The organism is Streptomyces sp. JNUCC 63 (genome assembly GCF_054366325.1).
In genome coordinates this window covers 7,430,428-7,448,056 of the sequence record NZ_CM135963.1, presented here as the reverse complement: position 1 = coordinate 7,448,056, position 17,629 = coordinate 7,430,428, and the positions used below count along the sequence as shown (strand labels likewise).

The window sequence follows — 17,629 nt, the reverse complement described above, 5'->3', positions numbered from 1 at the left end:
TTCGACCCGCGTCGACAACGGTACTCATCGGCGGGGTCACCCTCCGTAAACCCCAGGAGCAGCGCATGCGCGACTTCGCCCTCGCTCCCTCCGCGGTCACCTCGCTGGCCGGTGGGCTCGCCGACAGCGTCTTCGAGACCGCGGAGACACGTCCCACCCTGCCGGTGCTCGCGCGCCGCAGGGACCCCTCCTCCCCGGTGTGGGAGGAGGTGACCGCCGTGGAGCTGCGCGACGAGGTGAGCGACCTGGCCAGGGGCCTGGTCGCCTCCGGGATCTCGCCGGGGCACCGCGTGGCCGTCATGGCCCGCACCCGGTACGAGTGGACGGTCCTCGCGTACGCACTGTGGGCGGTCGGCGCGGAGGTCGTCCCGGTCCATCCGAGCTCCTCGCGCGACCAGGTCGAGTGGATCCTGCGGGACTCCGAGTGCGTGGCCGTCGTCATCGAGGACGAGCAGGGCGTGATGACGGTCGGCTCGGTGTGCGCGGGGCTGCCCCGGCTGCAGCACGTGTGGCAGCTGGACGCCGGGGCGCTGGAGCAGCTGGTGCGACGGGGTGCCGTGATACCCCCGACCACCGTCGACTCGCTGCGCCGGATCGTGCTGCCGGACGCGACCGCCGCGATCGCCTACACCTCCGGCACCTCGGGCCGCGCCCTGGGCTGTGCGCTGAGCCACCGTGCGATGGCGAGCCCCTGCGACACGCTGCTGGCCGGCTGGAGGCACACCACGGCGCCGCCCGGCGAGCAGGCGTCGGTGCTCACCTTCCTGCCGTTCTCGCACGCGTACGGGCTGATGATCCAGGGCATCTGCATCCGCGGCGGCTTCCTGATGGGCCACGAGCCCGAGCTCAGTGAGGAGGCGCTGGCGTCGGCGCTGCGGACGTTCCGGCCGACGTACTTCTACGCCGTGCCGTCCGTCTTCGAGAAGATCTACAAGAACTTCCTGCGCGCGTCCCAGCAGGCGGGCCGCGGCGCGCTGTTCGAGCGGGCGGCCGGCACGGCGCGGGACTTCGCCGCGGCGCAGGAGCGGCGGCGGCTGGGCCGGGGCTCGGGTCCCGGGTTCGACCTGCGGCTGCAACACGCCCTGTACGAACGGACGGTGTACCGCAAGCTGCGGGCCGCGATGGGCGGCAGAGTGCTCCGCGCCACCTCCGGCGGCTCCCCGCTCAGTCGTGAACTCTCCCTGTTCTACGAGGGCATCGGCATCTACGTGCACGACGGGTACGGGCTGACGGAGACCGCCGGCGGGATCACCATGCAGCCGCTGGGCCGGGAGAAGTCGGGGACCGTCGGCAAGGCCCTGCCGGGCACGACGATCGAGGTCGCGGACGACGGGGAGATCCTGGTGCGGGGGCCGTCGGTGTTCCAGGGGTACGTGGGCGACGAGGCCGCGACCCGGGCCGCGCTGCACGGCGGCTGGCTGGCCACCGGTGACATCGGGCACCTGGACTCCGAGGGCTATCTGACGATCACCGGGCGCAAGAAGGACATCATCATCACCAGCGGCGGCAAGAGCGTGGCTCCGGCCCCGCTGGAGCAGCGCCTGCGGATGCATCCGCTGATCCACCAGGCGGTGGTCGTGGGCGACAACCGGCCGTGCGTGGGGGCGCTGATCACGTTGGACCCGGACTTCCTGTCGCACTGGCGTGCGGCGCAGGTCCTGCAGGGCGACGCGCCGGGGCGTGAGGCGCGCGAGGAGAACGCGCTGCGAGAGGAGATCGAACGGGCGGTCGCCGCGGCCAACAGCACCGTCTCGCGTTCGGAGTCCATCCGGGTCTTCCGGGTGCTGCCGGAGCCCTTCGACGTGGCCAGCGGGCTGCTCACACCGTCCATGAAGCTGCGCCGGGACGCCATAGTGGCGCACTACGCGTCCGAGATCGACGCCATGTACGCGGCGCGTGCGCGCGCTCCGCGGCGGCCCGCGGCGAACGACCCGGCGGCCGACTGGGACGACTCCGACAGCGTCTTCCGCTGAGCGCGGGCGAGCCGCCTTGCCGTCAAGGGGGTCGGGCACGGGTCTCGGACAACGTCGCCGGCGGCAGGAGTGACGTCGGCCGCGCGGGAAACCTGTTGTTTCATGTACCCGACAACCCCGCATGCCTGTGGTCCCGTTCGTGCCCGGAACGGGAGGTGAGCCGTGCTGTTCCTCGTCGCGGCACTGCTGTTGCTGGCCGTCGTCCTCGGGTCGGTGGCCTACCTCCCGTGGCCCGTCACCCTGGCCCTGAGCACGGTCGTCGTCGTATGGCTGGCGGTGTTCACCGTCCGTGAACGCCGTCGGCGCGGTCGAGCGGGGAGGGCGTGAGCGATGCGGCTGACCGCACCGCCTCGGCGGAACACCGGCCGGCGGGACGCCGAGGGCATGGCTGTCGCCTCCTTCGTCCTCGGCCTGATCGGCCTGGTCGCCCTCAATCCGATCCTGGGGCCCATCGCCATCGCCCTGGCCCTCATCGCGCTGCGCCGGGGCACCCCGCGGCCCTTCCGGGCCCGGCTCGGGCTGGCCCTCGGCATCGCCGACCTGCTGCTCCTGTCGGTCCTGCTGGCGGTCGACCACGGCGTGTCCTGGACGGTCCTCGGCTGAGCACCCGGGCGGCGCGGGTTTGCATCCGCCGGTTCGTCGTAGGCGGAGGAATGAACCCGTGTCGCCGATCCGCGCGAAGGAGCTCGCCATGACGCACCACCGCCGCCGTCAACTCCTCTGGGGCCTGCCGGCCGTCGCCGTGGGCGCGGTGGACGCGTGGAGCATCGCCGGCCGCCTGCGCGAGCCCGCCGCCGTCCTGACCGTGGCGTTCCTGCTCCTGCTCACCGCGGCGACCCGTGCGGGCCGCTCCCACCGCCGTCTCCTCGCCCTCCGCGCGGCACGGGTGCCGGGGAACAACTCCCCCACGGCCCGCGCCTGGCAGGACCTCTACGAGGCCTGCTGCCTTCCCGCCTGGGAATCCCACGGCACGCTCCACGACTCCCGTATGTACACCCGCGGAGCAGCCGCCTGACGCCCGGGACCGGCGCCCGCGCGGTACCGGAACCTTTCCCGGAGGCAGGGCGTCCCTTGCGGATGGATGCGCACGCGTAGGGTCCGCGCGCACGGGAACAAGACAGTGGGACGGAAGGGAAAGAAAGGACGATGCCCTGCTCACGCCGGGCCGGGAAGGCGATATGGCAACCGAGCCGCGTTGGGACAACACACTGGCTACCGAGGGGATTCCGAGTCGCACTGCCCGCTTCACGGGTGAGCTGCACCACGTGACGGGTGCGCGCCTCGCCGCGGAGGAGTTCCTCGACGACCTCGCGCGGGCCTCCCTGCCGACGGCACCGGAACACTGGGACGACATCCTGCTGGTCGTCACGGAGCTCGCGGCGAACGCGGTGCAGTACGCACCGGGCCCCTTCGCGCTGCGGATGCGCCGGACCTTCGACGGGGTGCACGTCACGCTGAGCGACACCAGCACCACGCCGCCGGCCCCGCGCCCGTTCCATCCCAGCCGGGGCGGCGGCGGTATCGGCTGGCACCTGGTGCACACCCTGTGCGACCAGGTCAGCGTGGTCGTGCACGACCACGGCAAGGACGTGCACGTCTTCCTGCCCTGGTGACGGCGGGACGGTGTCCCGCCGTCAGGCCGTGCTCGGCTCGCGGGGCGGAAGCCGGTGGTAGTAGTCCCCCACGCGCGTCAGATAGTCCCGGTCCCTCGTCTCGCTGTCGGTCCTGAAGCGCGGCGCCGCCTTGATCTCACCCCTGGAACAGGCCACCGATATTCGCCGCTCCTCCGGGTCGATGCCGGTCACCACGCCCGCCGGCACCAGCACACTCTGGCCGAACACCCACGCTCCGGTGTCCACGACCAGATGCCGCATCCCGAAGGGGTCGGCCTCCCTGTCCACATGGCCGATCGTGCCGTCGGCGGCGACGACGGTGAAGCCGGTCAGCTCCAGCCCCTCGGCAGGACCGACCCGCGGCGGATACGACCAGATGATGTCGATGGTCACACTGCTCCTTCCACTCCATCGGCTCTCACAGCAGCAACTACCCTGCCGGGACGGTCGCATTCGGCGCGGCGGCGGCTCCCGCCGGAAGAAAAGCGAGGTCATGGGCGCAGTGCTTTGTCCGGCGCCGTACGAGTGGGTTAGCCTGCCTCGTATTTTGTCATCGCGCAGATCTGTGACATGCGGAAATACAACGAGTTCTCACTGTTGAGGACTCCCTGGGGAGCGGGACGAGGGTACGCATGACCAGCGACAGGACCGAGGCCGTCGACACCGTGCCGGGCGACCGGGAGCTGAGGCAGCTCCTGGCGGGTCTGACGGCCGTGCGGGACGGCGACTTCGGCACACGTCTGCCCGAGGACGCCGACGGGCTCATGGGTGACATCGCGACCGTGTTCAACGGCATGGTCGATCAGCTGTCCGTGTTCACCTCGGAGGTCACCCGAGTGGCCCGGGAGGTCGGCACCGAGGGGACGCTCGGCGGGCAGGCGGAGGTGCCCGGTGTCTCCGGAACCTGGGCCGACCTGACCGACTCGGTCAACGCCATGGCGGGCAACCTGACCACCCAGGTCCGTGACATCGCCCAGGTGGCGACGGCGGTGGCCAAGGGCGATCTGTCGCAGAAGATCGACGTGCCGGCGCGCGGCGAGATCCTGCAGCTGAAGGAGACCGTCAACACGATGGTCGACCAGCTCTCCGCCTTCGCCGACGAGGTCACCCGCGTCGCCCGCGAGGTCGGCACCGAAGGACGCCTCGGCGGCCAGGCGAAGGTGCCCGGTGTCGCCGGCGTGTGGCGGGACCTCACCGACTCGGTGAACTTCATGGCGGGCAACCTGACCAACCAGGTCCGCAACGTCGCCCAGGTGACGACCGCGGTCGCCGAGGGCGACCTCTCCCAGAAGATCACCGTCGACGCCCGCGGCGAGATCCTCGAGCTGAAGAACACCATCAACACGATGGTCGACCAGCTCTCCGCCTTCGCCGACGAGGTCACCCGCGTCGCCCGCGAGGTCGGAACCGAAGGACGCCTCGGCGGCCAGGCCGACGTCAAGGGCGTCAAGGGCACCTGGCGGGATCTGACCGACTCGGTGAACTCGATGGCCGGCAACCTCACCGGCCAGGTCCGCAACGTCGCCCAGGTGGCGACCGCGGTCGCCGAGGGCGACCTCTCCCAGAAGATCACTGTCGACGCCCGCGGCGAGATCCTCGAGCTGAAGAACACCATGAACACGATGGTCGACCAGCTCTCCGCCTTCGCCGACGAGGTCACCCGCGTCGCCCGCGAGGTCGGCACCGAAGGACGCCTCGGCGGCCAGGCCGACGTCAAGGGCGTCTCGGGCACCTGGAAGGATCTGACGGACAACGTCAACGTGATGGCGTCGAACCTGACCGGTCAGGTCCGCTCCATCGCGCAGGTCGCCACCGCCGTGGCCCGTGGCGATCTGTCCCGCAAGATCACGATCGAGGCCAAGGGCGAGGTCGCCGCCCTCGCCGACGTGATCAACACGATGGTCGACACGCTGTCCGCGTTCGCCGACGAGGTCACCCGCGTCGCCCGCGAGGTCGGAACCGAAGGACGCCTCGGCGGCCAGGCCCATGTGCCGAACGTGGCGGGCACCTGGAAGGACCTCACCGACAACGTCAACTCGATGGCGAACAACCTCACCGGCCAGGTGCGCAACATCGCGCTGGTGACGACCGCGGTGGCCCGGGGCGACCTGTCGAAGAAGATCGACGTCGACGCGCGCGGGGAGATCCTGGAGCTGAAGACGACCATCAACACGATGGTCGACACGCTCTCCGCCTTCGCCGACGAGGTCACCCGCGTCGCCCGCGAGGTCGGAACCGAAGGACGCCTCGGCGGCCAGGCCGAGGTGGAGGGCGTCTCGGGCACCTGGAAGCGGCTGACGGAGAACGTCAACGAGCTGGCCGGCAACCTCACCCGCCAGGTGCGGGCGATCGCCGAGGTGGCCAGCGCCGTGGCCGAGGGCGATCTGACCCGGTCGATCACCGTGGAGGCCTCCGGCGAGGTCGCCGAGCTCAAGGACAACATCAACTCCATGGTGGAGTCCCTGCGCGAGACCACCCGGGCCAACCAGGAGCAGGACTGGCTCAAGACCAATCTGGCGCGGATCACCGGCCTGATGCAGGGCCACCGCGACCTGCCCGTCGTGGCCGAGCTGATCATGGAGGAGCTCACTCCCCTGGTGTCGGCCCAGTACGGCGCCTTCTACCTCGCCGAGGAGGGCGAGCGCGGAGCGGAGCTGCGGCTCGTCGGCTCCTACGGCCGCCCCGACGACGACACCCGCCCCACCCGCTTCTCCTTCGGCCGCTCCCTGGTCGGCCAGGCCGCGCGCAGCCGCCGTACCATCACGGTCGACGAGCTGCCCCAGGGCTACGTCACCATCTCCTCCGGTCTCGGCGAGGCCGTGCCGGCCGCGCTGGTCCTGCTGCCGATCCTGTTCGAGGACCAGGTCCTCGGTGTGATCGAGCTGGCGGCGGTCACCCCGTTCAAGCCGATCCACCGGGACTTCCTGGAGCAGTTGCGGGAGGCCATCGGGGTCAACGTCAACACGATCGTGGCCAACGCCCGGACCGACGAGCTGCTGGACGAGTCGCAGCGGCTGACGGCCGAACTCCAGGCCCGCTCCGCCGAGTTGCAGGCCCAGCAGGAGGAGCTGCAGCACTCCAACGCCGAACTGGAGGAGAAGGCCTCGCTGCTGGCGGCGCAGAACCGCGACATCGAGGCGAAGAACCTGCAGATCGAACAGGCCCGGCAGGAACTCGAAACCCGCGCCCAGCAGTTGTCGCTGGCCTCGAAGTACAAGTCGGAGTTCCTGGCGAACATGAGCCACGAGCTGCGCACTCCGCTCAACAGCCTGCTCATCCTCGCCCAGTTGCTCGCCCAGAACCCCTCGCGCAACCTCACCCCCAAGCAGGTGGAGTACGCGGGCATCATCCACTCCGCGGGCAGCGACCTGCTGCAGCTGATCAACGACATCCTCGACCTGTCGAAGGTCGAGGCCGGCAAGATGGACGTCACCCCGGAGCGGGTGTCGCTGCGCCGGCTCATCGAGTACGTCGAGGCCACCTTCCGGCCGATGACGACCCAGAAGGGCCTGGAGTTCGGAGTGAGCACCGCGGCGGGCGCGCCCGCCGACCTGCTCACCGACGAGTCCCGACTGCGTCAGGTCCTGCGCAACCTGCTGTCCAACGCGGTGAAGTTCACCGAGCAGGGCGGTGTCGAGCTGTGCGTCGAACCGGCGGCGGACGACGAGGTGCCCCAGGGGGTCGTCCGGGGCGGCGCCGTCGTGGCGTTCCGGGTCAAGGACACCGGCATCGGCATCCCGGAGCAGCACCTGGAGTCGATCTTCGGCGCCTTCCAGCAGGCGGACGGCACCACGAGCCGCAAGTACGGCGGGACGGGCCTCGGCCTGTCCATCACGCGGGAGATCGCCCATCTGCTCGGCGGCGGTGTCGCCGTGGACAGCGCGCCCGGCCGGGGCAGCACCTTCACGCTCTTCCTGCCCGTGGCCCGGCCCGACTTCGAGCAGCTGCTCGGCACCGGTCACTCCCCGCAGAAGGAGCCGGCCGAGCTCGTCTCCGCGGCCACGGCCACCCCGGTCGCCGTGCCGCGGCCCGCGGGCCCGGCGGCCGGACAGCGCCGACGCCGGCTGCTGGTCGTGGAGGAGCGGGCACGCGGGCTGCTGACCCTGGTCGCCGAGAGCGTGGTCACGGACGTGGCCCGGCACAGCCCGGACGACGGCGGCCGGCTGCCCGCGGTGGACGTCATCACCGCCGTGGGAGCGCAGGAGGCGGCGGGCGCGCTGGCCGCCGAACCGTGCCACTGCGTGGTCCTCGACCTGGACATGCCCGAGGGTGAGGCGTCCCGGTTCCTGCGGGCGCTTCAGGGCGACTCGGGGCTGACGGGCGTTCCGGTGCTCGTGCACAGCGGTCACCGCCCGGACGCGGCCCGGGCGGAGGCGCTGCGGTCGCACGCGGACGACGGCTCCCTGGAATTCCTTTCCAGCCTGGACGAGCTGCGCGAACGCATCGCCCTGCACCTGTCGGCGGAGGAGCCCGGGGACGTACTGTCCCTGGTCCGGTCCGAGGACCCGCAGGACCTCGCGCCGCCCGTCGACGGCACCTTCCAGGGCCGTACCGTCCTCGTCGTCGACGACGACGCGCGCAACCTGTTCGCGCTCAGCGGGATCCTGGAGATGTACGGCTTCCGGGTGCTGCACGCGGAGAACGGGCGCAAGGGCATCGAGACGCTGCTCGCCCATCCCGACATCGCGCTGGTGCTGATGGACGTGATGATGCCGGAGATGGACGGGTACACGGCCACGGCGGAGATCCGCAAGCTGCCGCAGTACACCGACCTGCCCATCATCGCCGTCACCGCCAAGGCGATGCCGGGAGACCGGGAGAAGTCCCTGTCCTCGGGCGCGAGCGACTACGTCACCAAGCCCGTCGACACCCACGACCTGATCGCCTGCGTCCGGCGCTGGCTGAACGCGTGAGCGCGCCGGTGCCCGTCCCGCCCGCCGGCGGGGCGGGCTCAGCCCGGCGCGGCACGGTCCGCGCCCCAGCGTCGTCCAGCCGAGGAGCTTTCGCATCGTGAGCACGACCGAGCAGCCACGTGAGCCGGCCGCCGCCGAGCCTCGTCCGGAGCCGCTGGACCTGGCGGGCCTCTCCCCGACCTCTCCCGTCGGCAGACTGGCCGCGACGGTGGAGCGGCTGCGCCGCGAGGTCCGCACGGCGCAGGCGGAGGCCGAGGGCCGGGCCCTGATCGAGCTCGCCAAGGGCATTCTGGTCGAGCGTCTGGGCTGCGGTCCGGCGCAGGCCGCCCGGCAGCTCGCGGAGCTGACCGAGCAGGCCAAGGTGACGCCGCTGGAGTTCGCGGTGGAGGTCATCAACCAGGCCGCCCGCGACCGGGTGACCGAGGTCACCGACGCCTTCCTGGCCACCGCGGCGGAAGCCTCCGAGCGCGACTCGGCCGTGCGGCTGCGCGCCGCGGAGAGCGGGGCACTGGCCGCGGACGACACTCAGGCCGTCGCCGACTCCCTGCTGCAGCACGCGCTGCGCCCGCTCGGCGCGGTGGCGGTGGCGGTCTGGGCGGCGGGCGCCGACGGCTCGCTCACCCTGGCCGGCAGCGCCGGTTTCTCCCCGGCCGAGGCCACCCGCTGGCGGTATGTGCCGCCGGAGGTGGCCACGGTGGCCCGCCGGGGGCTCACCGAGCGCACGGGCCAGTGGTTCGCCTCGCTCGCCGAGACCGGCCTGCCCACCATCGGCCGGCATGTGTACCCGGACGGCGGCCGGGTGGCGGTGCCGGCCGGCACCGGGGGCCGTATTCACGGGGTACTGGAGATCGTCTGGCCGGGGCCGCTCGAGCCGCAGCCGCCGCAGGTCGTGCGCCAGGTGGAGGCCCTGGCCGAACTGTGCGCGCACACCCTGGAGACGTACACGCTGCGCCAGGACCTGGGCCAGGAGCCCCGGGTCCTGCCGGACGCCGCCGAGCTGATGGACCTGGCCGACGGGCTGCACGACCCGGCGCTGGTGCTCGTGCCGTACATCGACGGCTCGGGGCAGCTGGTGGACTTCCGTATCCAGCACGTCAACAGCCGCTTCCTCGACCCGGCCGGCCGGCCGCGCGCGGTGATCAGCGGCGCGCTGCTGCTCGAGGCCTACCCGATGGCCGCCGGGAAGAGCGAGCTGTTCCAGCGGGTGGAGCGGGTGTACGCCACGGGTGAGCCGTTCCGGACGCACCGCATGCAGCTGACCGCGCTGGTGGACCAGGTGTCGCTGTCGGCGGTCGCGGACATCAGCATCAGTCGGCACGGCAACAGCGTGCTGCTGATCTGGCGCATCGAGGACGAGACGGCCCGGCTGGCCAGCCTGCTCCAGCACGCGCAGCGGCTGGGCCGGATCGGCGGGTTCGAGGAGAACCTGCTGACGGGTGAGATCACCTGGAACGACGAGCTGTTCAACCTGTACGGCCGTGCCCCGTCGAGCCCTCCGGTGCCGTTGGAGGAGCTGCAGGCGCACGCGCACCCGGACGACGCCGTGGCCATCGGCCGGTTCCTGCGCACCCTGCTGCACCACCGCCGGCCGGCCTCGGCCGCCTTCCGGCTGCAGCGGCCCGACGGGGTGACCCGGCACATCCGGGTGGTCGCCGAGCCGGTGCTGGACACCGACGGCCGCCTGTTCGTCGTCCGCGGGGCCTACCAGGACATCTCCGCCCAGCACTGGACGGAGGTGGCGCTCGCCGCCACGCGGGACCAGCTGGCCCACACCGAGCAGCAGGCGACCGAGCGCAACCGGCTGACCCTGCAGCTGCAGCACGCCATCATGCCGCCGACCCAGGCGCCGCTGCGGGTGCCGGGTCTGGAGATCGCCGTGCGCTACCGGCCGGCGGAGACCGAGCAGCTGGTGGGCGGCGACTGGTACGACTCCGTGGTGCTGCCCTCCGGGCTGGTGCTGCTGTGCGTGGGCGACGTGGCCGGCCACGGCATCGAGGCCGCGACCAGCATGGTGGTGCTGCGCAACGCGCTGCGGGGGCTCGCCGTGACCGGGGCCGGGCCGGGCCAGCTGCTGTCGTGGCTGAACATCGTGGCGCACCACCTGACCGGTGCCGTCACCGCGACCGCGGTCTGCGCGCTGTACGACCCTCGGCGGCGCATGCTGCGCTGGGCGCGGGCCGGCCATCTGCCGCCCGTGGTGGTCCGCGGCCGGGAGGCGGCGGCGCTGCCGCTGGTCAAGGGCATGCTGCTGGGTGCCGTACCGGAGGCCTCCTACGAGGAGACCGAGGTGCAGTTCGCGCCGGAGGACACGCTGCTGATGTACACCGACGGCCTGATCGAGCGCCGGGACCGCTCCGTGGAGGAGTCGCTGACCCACCTGCTCACCACGGCCAGCAGCGCGCCCAAGACCCTCGACCAGCAACTGGACCGCCTGCTGACCTACGGCAGGTCGGACACGGACGACGACACCTGCATCGTGGGCATCCGGGTCGGGTAGTTCCGTTCGGGGCCGGCGCCTTGAGCCGCGCGGCGCCCGTCCGGCGGGGACGGGTCCGGCTCCGCACAGGAGCCTCACCAGCCCGGTCGGGCAGGGTCGGGGGTGCCGGCGGGCCGATGCCGGTTCGGCACCGCCGGGCTGCGCCGCTGTGGCCGGGTGCCGTCGCGGCGGAAAATCACGGCAGGCGGTCCGGGTCCGGCGGTGGTGCCCGTTTCGTCGGGTGGGTGTCGTGCGGGTCGGGGCACTTGGACGCGGCTACGCACGCTCGCCCGCCGATCACGGGCGTACCCCACGGGGGTGCACCATGACCGACGGCCGCCCGCAGGACCCGACGACCCGGCATCCGCAGCCGGAGTTCCCTCAGCAGGAGCAGGAGCACCCGGGCTGGACCGGGCCGATGGACCCGCCGCCGGATCACGGGGAGGAGTCGTACCGGGGCAGCGGTCTGCTCACCGGCCGCAAGACCCTGCTGACCGGCGGCGACTCGGGCATCGGCCGGGCCGTGGCGATCGCCTTCGCACGCGAGGGAGCCGACGTGGTCTTCACCCACCTGCCGGAGGAGGAGAAGGAGGCCGGGGAGACCGCCCGGCTGGTCGAGGAGGCCGGACGCACGGCGGTGCCGGTGGCCTGCGACATCCGTGAGGAGCGGCAGTGCCGGAAGCTGTTGGACCGTACGGTCGCGGAGTTCGGCCGCATCGACGTGCTGGTCAACAACGCGGCGTACCAGATGTCCCAGCCGGACGGCATCGGCGCCCTCTCCACCGAGCAGTTCGACCGGGTGGTGCGCACCAACCTGTACGGCATGTTCTGGCTGTGCAAAATGTCACTGCCGCACATGAGCGCCGGGGCCTCGATCATCAACACCACGTCCGTGCAGGCGTACAAGCCGAGCCCGCACCTGCTGGACTACGCCATGACCAAGGGCGGGATCGTCACGTTCACCCAGGGGCTGGCGCAGATGGTGGCGTCGGACGGGATCCGCGTCAACGCCGTCGCTCCGGGGCCGGTGTGGACACCGCTGACCCCCGCGACGCTGCCGGACACCAAGGAGTTCGGCAAGCAGGCACCGCTCGGGCGGCCCGCGCAGCCGGCCGAGATGGCGCCGGCGTACGTCTTCCTCGCCTCGCAGCGGGCGAGCTTCATCACGGCCGAGGTGCTCAACGCCGCCGGGGGCACACCGCTGCCCCAGGGGCTTCGCCCGGGCGCGCATGAGCCTTCGGCCCGGGGGTAGGCGCGGGGGCGCAGTGCGGTCACCACCGGCGGCGGCTGTGAGAGTTCGGTCACAAAACCGGTGTGCATCGAAGTCGCCGACGGGGGTAACCAGCACTGGCTGTCGGCTCTCGTTGGAGGTACTCGTGCCCATTGCCCAGAACCCGCTGTCCGTCGAGGTCACCCTGCCCCGGGAGGACGTCGCCCTGCTCACGGTCGAGGGCTACCTGGACGTCGACACCGCGACCGAGCTGCAGGCCCATCTGGCCAACCAGCTCCACCACGGCCGACGGCACTTCCTGCTCGATCTCTCCGGCGTGCCCTTCATGGACTCCTCCGGCATGAACATCATCCTGCGCGTGTACCAGGAGGTCCGCGACCGGCCGGGCAGCGTGCACATCATCGACCCCACCCCGGCCGTGCGCCGGATCCTCGACCTCACGGGCGTCAGCATCACGGTCCCGGTCTCCAAGACCGCCGACGACGCACTCGTCCTGGTGGACCAGCAGCAGGAGGAGAACGAGGAGCAGCAGGGCTGAGCGGGCCGCCGCGGGGCTGGTTCACCGGAACCGACGACATCGTGAACACACTCGTGGCCGCCGGGCGTGCGCCCGGTGGCCGTGCCCCGGCGGCTGCCGCCGGCCGGGGCGCACACCCCTGCCCGGCCGCCGCTCGATCACGGGCCCGGAGCCCGCGGACGCGGTGCCGTACGACGTATGCCCGCCACTACAGTGGTCGTCCGGCAAGGGTCATACCGCCGTTCCCCGGCCTGCGGCGGGCCGGCGGCGGAAGAACGCGATTGAGGAGTTGAACAGGGTGCCGGAGCAGGAAGCGGTAGGACAGCAGGGGTCGCCGGCTCGGGAGGTCGGGGACTTCCTGCACCGCCGCCGGGAGCAGATCGCCCAGCGCTGGGCCGACGAGACCCTCTTCCGGACCGTGTTCACCGTCTCCCGGGACGAGGCGGTGGAAGCGGGCCGGGCCGTGGTCGACGCCCTGGCCCAGGTGGCCGCCTCGGGCCGGACGGCGGACCCGGAGGCCGGTGGGTTCGTGGTGGTGCGCGAGCAGCTGGCCAGGATCGGGGCCGCACGCACCCGTACGGGCCTGACTCCCTCACAGGTGTCGAACGACGTGGACGCCCTGCGTCCGCCGGTGCTGGACCTGCTGCTCGCCGACCTCCCGGACGCCCCGGCGGAGCTGCTGCGGGAGTGCACGAACCTCCTGACGGTGCTGATGGGCACCCTTCGGGTGGTGGTGCTGGAGACCGCGCTCCACGAGGGCCAGGCCCTCATCGACCGGCAGCGGCTGCAGCTGCTGGAGGTCGCCACGCCCGTGATCAAGCTGTGGGACGGCGTCGTGGCCGTACCGCTGATCGGGACGCTGGACAGCGCCCGCAGCCAGGTGGTGATGGAGACGCTGCTGGAGGCGGTCATCGACCAGCAGGCGCGCTTCGCGATCCTGGACATCACCGGGGTGCCGACGGTCGACTCGCTGGTGGCCCAGCACCTGATGAAGACGGTCGCCGCCGCCCGGCTGATGGGCGCGGAGTGCGTGGTCTCCGGCATCCGTCCGGCCATCGCGCAGACCATCGTCCACCTGGGCCTGGACCTGGGCACGGTGGTCACCCGCGCGACCCTCGCCGACGCCCTGGCCTACGCCCTGCGCAAGCTGGGCACGGACATCGTCACCCTGTCGGCCGGCAAAGTGGGTGAGCGGTGACCGCCGGCTTCTCCCGGCCCGCCGCGGGACACGTGCCGGTGCTCCGGCTCGGTGACGTGCTCCTGATCACCCTCCAGGGAGACCTGTACGACAGCACGGCCGATCAGCTCCTGCAGGACCTCGGCGAGGCCATCGCCGGCAACCGGGCCACCGGTGTGGTGATCAACGTCTCCGGCGTGGAGATCGTCGACTCCTTCCTCGGCCGGGTGCTGGCCGAGATCGCGGCCAAGGCGAGGCTGCTGGCCGCGGAGACGGTGGTGGCCGGGATGCGGCCCGCGGTGGCGATCACCATGGTGGAGCTGGGTCTGACGCTGCCCGGGCTGCGTACGGCGCTGACCACCGAGGACGCCCTGCGGCTGCTCGGCGGGACGGACCCGGTGCTCCGTCCCGGCGGCACGCGCCCGGGGAGCCCGTGATGGACACCGCGGCGGGCGTTCAGGCCTGCTTGCCGATCCGCTCGGACATGGACTTGGTATGGGTGCGCCAGCACGTGCGCCAGGCGGCCGCCCAGCTCGGCTTCGGCCTGGTGGACCAGACGAAGCTGGTCACCGCGGCCAGCGAGCTGGCCCGCAACGCCCTGGTGCACGGCGGGGGCGGGCAGATGGAGGCGGCGCACGTGGTCAGCGGGCGGGTGCACGGGCTGCGGCTGACCTTCAGCGACGAGGGGCCGGGCATCGCGGACCTGGAGCGGGCGCTGAGCGACGGCTACACCTCCGGCGACGGGCTGGGCATGGGCCTGGGCGGCGCCCGGCGCCTGGTGCACGAGTTCGCCATCGACAGCGCCCCCGGCGCCGGCACCACCGTCACCGTGACGTCCTGGGCCTCGCGGCCCCCGCACCCGCGGGGGGTGACCTGATGCCGCGCGTGTGGGACGTACCGGTGCACGACTCGACCCGGGTGCGCGACGCCCGGGTCGCCGCGGAGGGCGCGGCCGCGCTGGCCGGCCTGGACGAGCCGCGTACCGCTGCCGCCGCGCTGGTGGCGACCGAACTCGCCACCAATCTGCTGAAGCACGCGGAGGGCGGCCAGGTCCTCATCGACGTCGTCCCGCCGCCCGCGCCGCGGGAAGGCGGGGAGCAGACGCCGGTGGTGCAGGTGGCGGCGGTCGACCACGGGCCGGGCATCGCCGACGTCGCCGCCGCGCTGCGCGACGGGTTCTCCACGACCCGGTCGCTCGGTGCCGGCCTCGGCACCTGCCGGCGGGCCGCCGACGACTTCCACCTGCACAGCGCACCCGGCCGGGGCACGGTGGCGCTGGCCCGGATCGGCGCCGCCGACCGGCGTGCCGGGGCCGCGGTCCGGGAGCCGGTGGCCCCGGTGCGTGCGGGCGGGATCAACATCCCCTTCAGGGGCGCGGACCACTCGGGTGACGTCTGGACGTGGGTGCGGGCCGGGGGCCGGCTCACCCTGATGCTGGCCGACGGCCTGGGTCACGGCCCGGAGGCCGCCCACGCCTCCTCCACGGCGGTCGAAACGCTGCGCGGCGCCGCCCATCTGACCCCGGCGGACCTGCTCGGCCGGCTCGACACGGCGCTGCGCGGCACCCGGGGCGCGGCCGTCGCCCTGGCCCAGCTCGACCTGGACGCCGGACGGCTGTGCTTCTCCGGCGTCGGCAACGTCGGGGCCCGGCTGCGCGAGGGCGACACCTGGCGCCATCTGCTGTCCCGGCCGGGCATCGTCGGCGCGCACCGGCCCGCGAGGCTGCCCGAGACGCGGTTGGACTGGACCGCCGACAGCTTGCTGGTCCTGCACAGCGACGGGCTGCCGAGCCGCTGGACCCCGCCGTCCGAGCCGGATGTGCGCGCCGCCGACCCGGCGGTGACGGCCGCCGTGACCATCCGGGACGCCGGCAGCTCCGCCCGCCCGGTACGGGACGACACCGCCGTGGCCGTTCTGGCCCCCACCCCGGCGGGGCGTCCATGACGCGTACATGGCAGATCAGCACCGTCACCGACGCGGCGCGGGCCCGTATCGCCGTCGCCCGCCTGGTCACCGCCTGCGGTGTGCCCGCGCTCGGCCGCACCCGGCTGGCCACCGACCTCAGCGCCCGGCTGCGCCAGTGCCTGACCAAGGGCGGCACCTGGCGGCTCACCCTCCAGGGCCCGGCATCCGGCGCCGACGAGGGGCTCCTGCACCTGACGCTGACCCCGGACCGGGAGGCGAGCGCCGCCGGGGAACCGCCCTGGCGGACCTCCGTCGCCTGCCCCGAGACCGGACAGGTGCCGGACGGCCGGCTGCCGGACGCCGACGTACCGGACGACCCTGCCGTCCTGGCCGAGGCGCTGCTGGGCGCCGACGAGGACACCGCGCTGACGCTGGAGAAGCTCGCCGAGCAGGAGGAGCTGGTCGCCTTCCACCGGGAGGAGCTGCACCAGACCAACCAGGGCGTCCTGGCGCTGCACGCCGAGCTGGACGCGGCCGGACGGGCGCAGCGCGAGGCGTTCGCCGCCGAGCGCAAGGCACGCACCGAGGCGGAGGACGCCCGGCGCAGACTGACGTTCCTGGCGGACGCCAGTGCCGTGCTGAACGCCTCGCTCAACCACGAGGAGATCGTGCGCCGGCTGCCGGACCTGCTGGTGCCCCGGTACGCCGGCAGCCTCGACGTATGGCTGTTCGACCAGGAGGACGAGCGACACGCGTCCGCGCCGCATCCGGCGGCCGCCGTGCTCGCGGCCCGCACCGGGCGCCCGCAGTATGCGGCCGACCACTCCGGCAACCTGCCGGGCGTCGACGACCAGCCGCCGTCGGCGCTGAACCCGAAGCGGCCGCTGCTGTGCATCCCGCTGCTCACCCGGCGGGCGCCGCTGGGTGTGCTGACGCTGTCGCCGCCCGGGGAGCGCTGGGACCCGGACGACGCCGTGATGCTGATCGAGCTGACCCGCCGGGCCAGCATCGCCCTCGACAACGCGCGCCGCTTCGAGCACAACCGCGACATCGCCGAGACGCTGCAGCGCGCGCTGCTCACCGACCTGCCGACCACGCCGGGCCTGGCCCTGGCGGCGCGCTATCTGCCGGCCACGCACGGGCTGAACATCGGCGGGGACTGGTACGACGCCTTCCGGCAGCCCGACGGCAGCCTGATCACCGTCATCGGCGACGTCACCGGGCACGGGCTGCACGCGGCCGTGATGATGAGCCAGCTGCGCACCGCGCTGCGCGCCTACGCGGTCGACGGCGGCAGCCCCGGCCAGCTGCTGACCCGGCTGCACGTGTTCCTGCACCATCTGCAGCCCGACCTGTACGCCACCGCGGTCATCGCCCGTTTCCGCCCCGGCGACCCCACCCTCACCTGGGCCGCGGCGGGGCATCCGCCGCCCGTGCTGCGCCTGCCGGACGGCGAGGTGCGGATCCTGGACGCCAGGCCCGGCGCCATGCTCGGCATCCCGCTGCGCCAGGAGATCGGCGACCACACCGTCCGCCTGGCCCCCGGCTCGACGCTGGCGCTCTACACCGATGGTCTGGTGGAGCGGCGGGCGCGGGGCATAGACCCGGGCATCCAGCGGCTCGCGGCGGCCCTCGGCTCCTTCGGCTCCGCGGAACTGGACACCGACCTGGAGGGCTCGGCCGACCGCATCCTGGACCCCCTGCTGAGCGACTCCGAACGCGACGACGACGTGTGCCTGCTGCTGTCGCACATCACCGGCGCGGCCGAACTGCCCGCCGCACGGCCCCCGTCCGAGGTCACGTCCCGCCTGCGCCCCTGATCCG

At 72.8% G+C, this 17,629-nt stretch carries 15 protein-coding genes; 14 read left to right on the top strand and 1 reads right to left on the bottom strand.

Annotated elements, in window-relative coordinates:
- Positions 1–65 precede the first annotated feature (65 nt).
- From ACX25U_RS34415 to ACX25U_RS34395, 5 genes are all read left to right on the top strand, one after another.
- Positions 66–1,973 (top strand): AMP-dependent synthetase/ligase, encoded by a 1,908-nt coding sequence (locus tag ACX25U_RS34415; RefSeq protein WP_454385874.1) that lies wholly within the window; start codon positions 66–68, stop codon positions 1,971–1,973.
- 162 nt (positions 1,974–2,135) lie between these two features.
- On the top strand, positions 2,136–2,300 hold the full coding sequence (locus tag ACX25U_RS34410) for a hypothetical protein (RefSeq protein WP_454385873.1): 165 nt from the start codon (positions 2,136–2,138) through the stop codon (positions 2,298–2,300).
- Positions 2,301–2,303: 3 nt separating this feature from the next.
- Positions 2,304–2,576 carry a DUF4190 domain-containing protein gene (locus tag ACX25U_RS34405; RefSeq protein ID WP_454385872.1) on the top strand — a complete coding sequence of 91 codons (273 nt, stop codon included), beginning with the start codon at positions 2,304–2,306 and terminating at the stop codon, positions 2,574–2,576.
- A gap of 88 nt (positions 2,577–2,664) precedes the next feature.
- Entirely contained in the window at positions 2,665–2,988 is a 324-nt protein-coding gene (locus tag ACX25U_RS34400; RefSeq protein ID WP_454385871.1) for a hypothetical protein, read from the top strand.
- Between the two features lie 163 nt (positions 2,989–3,151).
- Positions 3,152–3,586: an ATP-binding protein gene (locus ACX25U_RS34395; protein ID WP_454385870.1), complete on the top strand. Its 435-nt coding sequence runs from the start codon at positions 3,152–3,154 to the stop codon at positions 3,584–3,586.
- Between the two features lie 21 nt (positions 3,587–3,607).
- Here ACX25U_RS34395 and ACX25U_RS34390 read toward each other — a convergent pair whose 3' ends face one another.
- Positions 3,608–3,979: a PRC-barrel domain containing protein gene (locus tag ACX25U_RS34390; protein ID WP_454385869.1), complete on the bottom strand. Its 372-nt coding sequence runs from the start codon at positions 3,977–3,979 to the stop codon at positions 3,608–3,610.
- A gap of 239 nt (positions 3,980–4,218) precedes the next feature.
- Between ACX25U_RS34390 and ACX25U_RS34385 the strand changes: the two genes are divergently transcribed.
- The 9 genes from ACX25U_RS34385 (at position 4,219) to ACX25U_RS34345 (ending at position 17,625) form a co-directional block, all read left to right on the top strand.
- Entirely contained in the window at positions 4,219–8,499 is a 4,281-nt protein-coding gene (locus ACX25U_RS34385; RefSeq protein WP_454385868.1) for a HAMP domain-containing protein, read from the top strand.
- A 97-nt stretch (positions 8,500–8,596) separates the two neighbouring features.
- Positions 8,597–10,996, top strand: a complete 2,400-nt coding sequence (locus ACX25U_RS34380; RefSeq protein WP_454385867.1) for a SpoIIE family protein phosphatase — start codon at positions 8,597–8,599, stop codon at positions 10,994–10,996.
- A 304-nt stretch (positions 10,997–11,300) separates the two neighbouring features.
- The gene (locus ACX25U_RS34375) at positions 11,301–12,227 is read left to right on the top strand and encodes an SDR family oxidoreductase (RefSeq protein WP_454385866.1); all 927 of its coding nucleotides are present in this window, start codon (positions 11,301–11,303) and stop codon (positions 12,225–12,227) included.
- Positions 12,228–12,351: 124 nt separating this feature from the next.
- Positions 12,352–12,744, top strand: a complete 393-nt coding sequence (locus ACX25U_RS34370) for an STAS domain-containing protein (protein ID WP_454385865.1) — start codon at positions 12,352–12,354, stop codon at positions 12,742–12,744.
- 277 nt (positions 12,745–13,021) lie between these two features.
- On the top strand, positions 13,022–13,921 hold the full coding sequence (locus ACX25U_RS34365; RefSeq protein WP_454385864.1) for an STAS domain-containing protein: 900 nt from the start codon (positions 13,022–13,024) through the stop codon (positions 13,919–13,921).
- Entirely contained in the window at positions 13,918–14,337 is a 420-nt protein-coding gene (locus ACX25U_RS34360; protein ID WP_454385863.1) for an STAS domain-containing protein, read from the top strand. Before ACX25U_RS34365 ends, ACX25U_RS34360 begins: the two co-directional genes overlap by 4 nt.
- Positions 14,337–14,777, top strand: coding sequence for an anti-sigma regulatory factor (locus tag ACX25U_RS34355; RefSeq protein ID WP_454385862.1), 441 nt, complete (start codon positions 14,337–14,339; stop codon positions 14,775–14,777). The genes ACX25U_RS34360 and ACX25U_RS34355 overlap by 1 nt, the downstream gene beginning before the upstream one ends.
- The gene (locus tag ACX25U_RS34350; RefSeq protein WP_454385861.1) at positions 14,777–15,844 is read left to right on the top strand and encodes a SpoIIE family protein phosphatase; all 1,068 of its coding nucleotides are present in this window, start codon (positions 14,777–14,779) and stop codon (positions 15,842–15,844) included. The genes ACX25U_RS34355 and ACX25U_RS34350 overlap by 1 nt, the downstream gene beginning before the upstream one ends.
- Entirely contained in the window at positions 15,841–17,625 is a 1,785-nt protein-coding gene (locus ACX25U_RS34345) for a SpoIIE family protein phosphatase (protein WP_454385860.1), read from the top strand. Before ACX25U_RS34350 ends, ACX25U_RS34345 begins: the two co-directional genes overlap by 4 nt.
- The last annotated feature ends 4 nt before the right edge of the window (positions 17,626–17,629 follow it).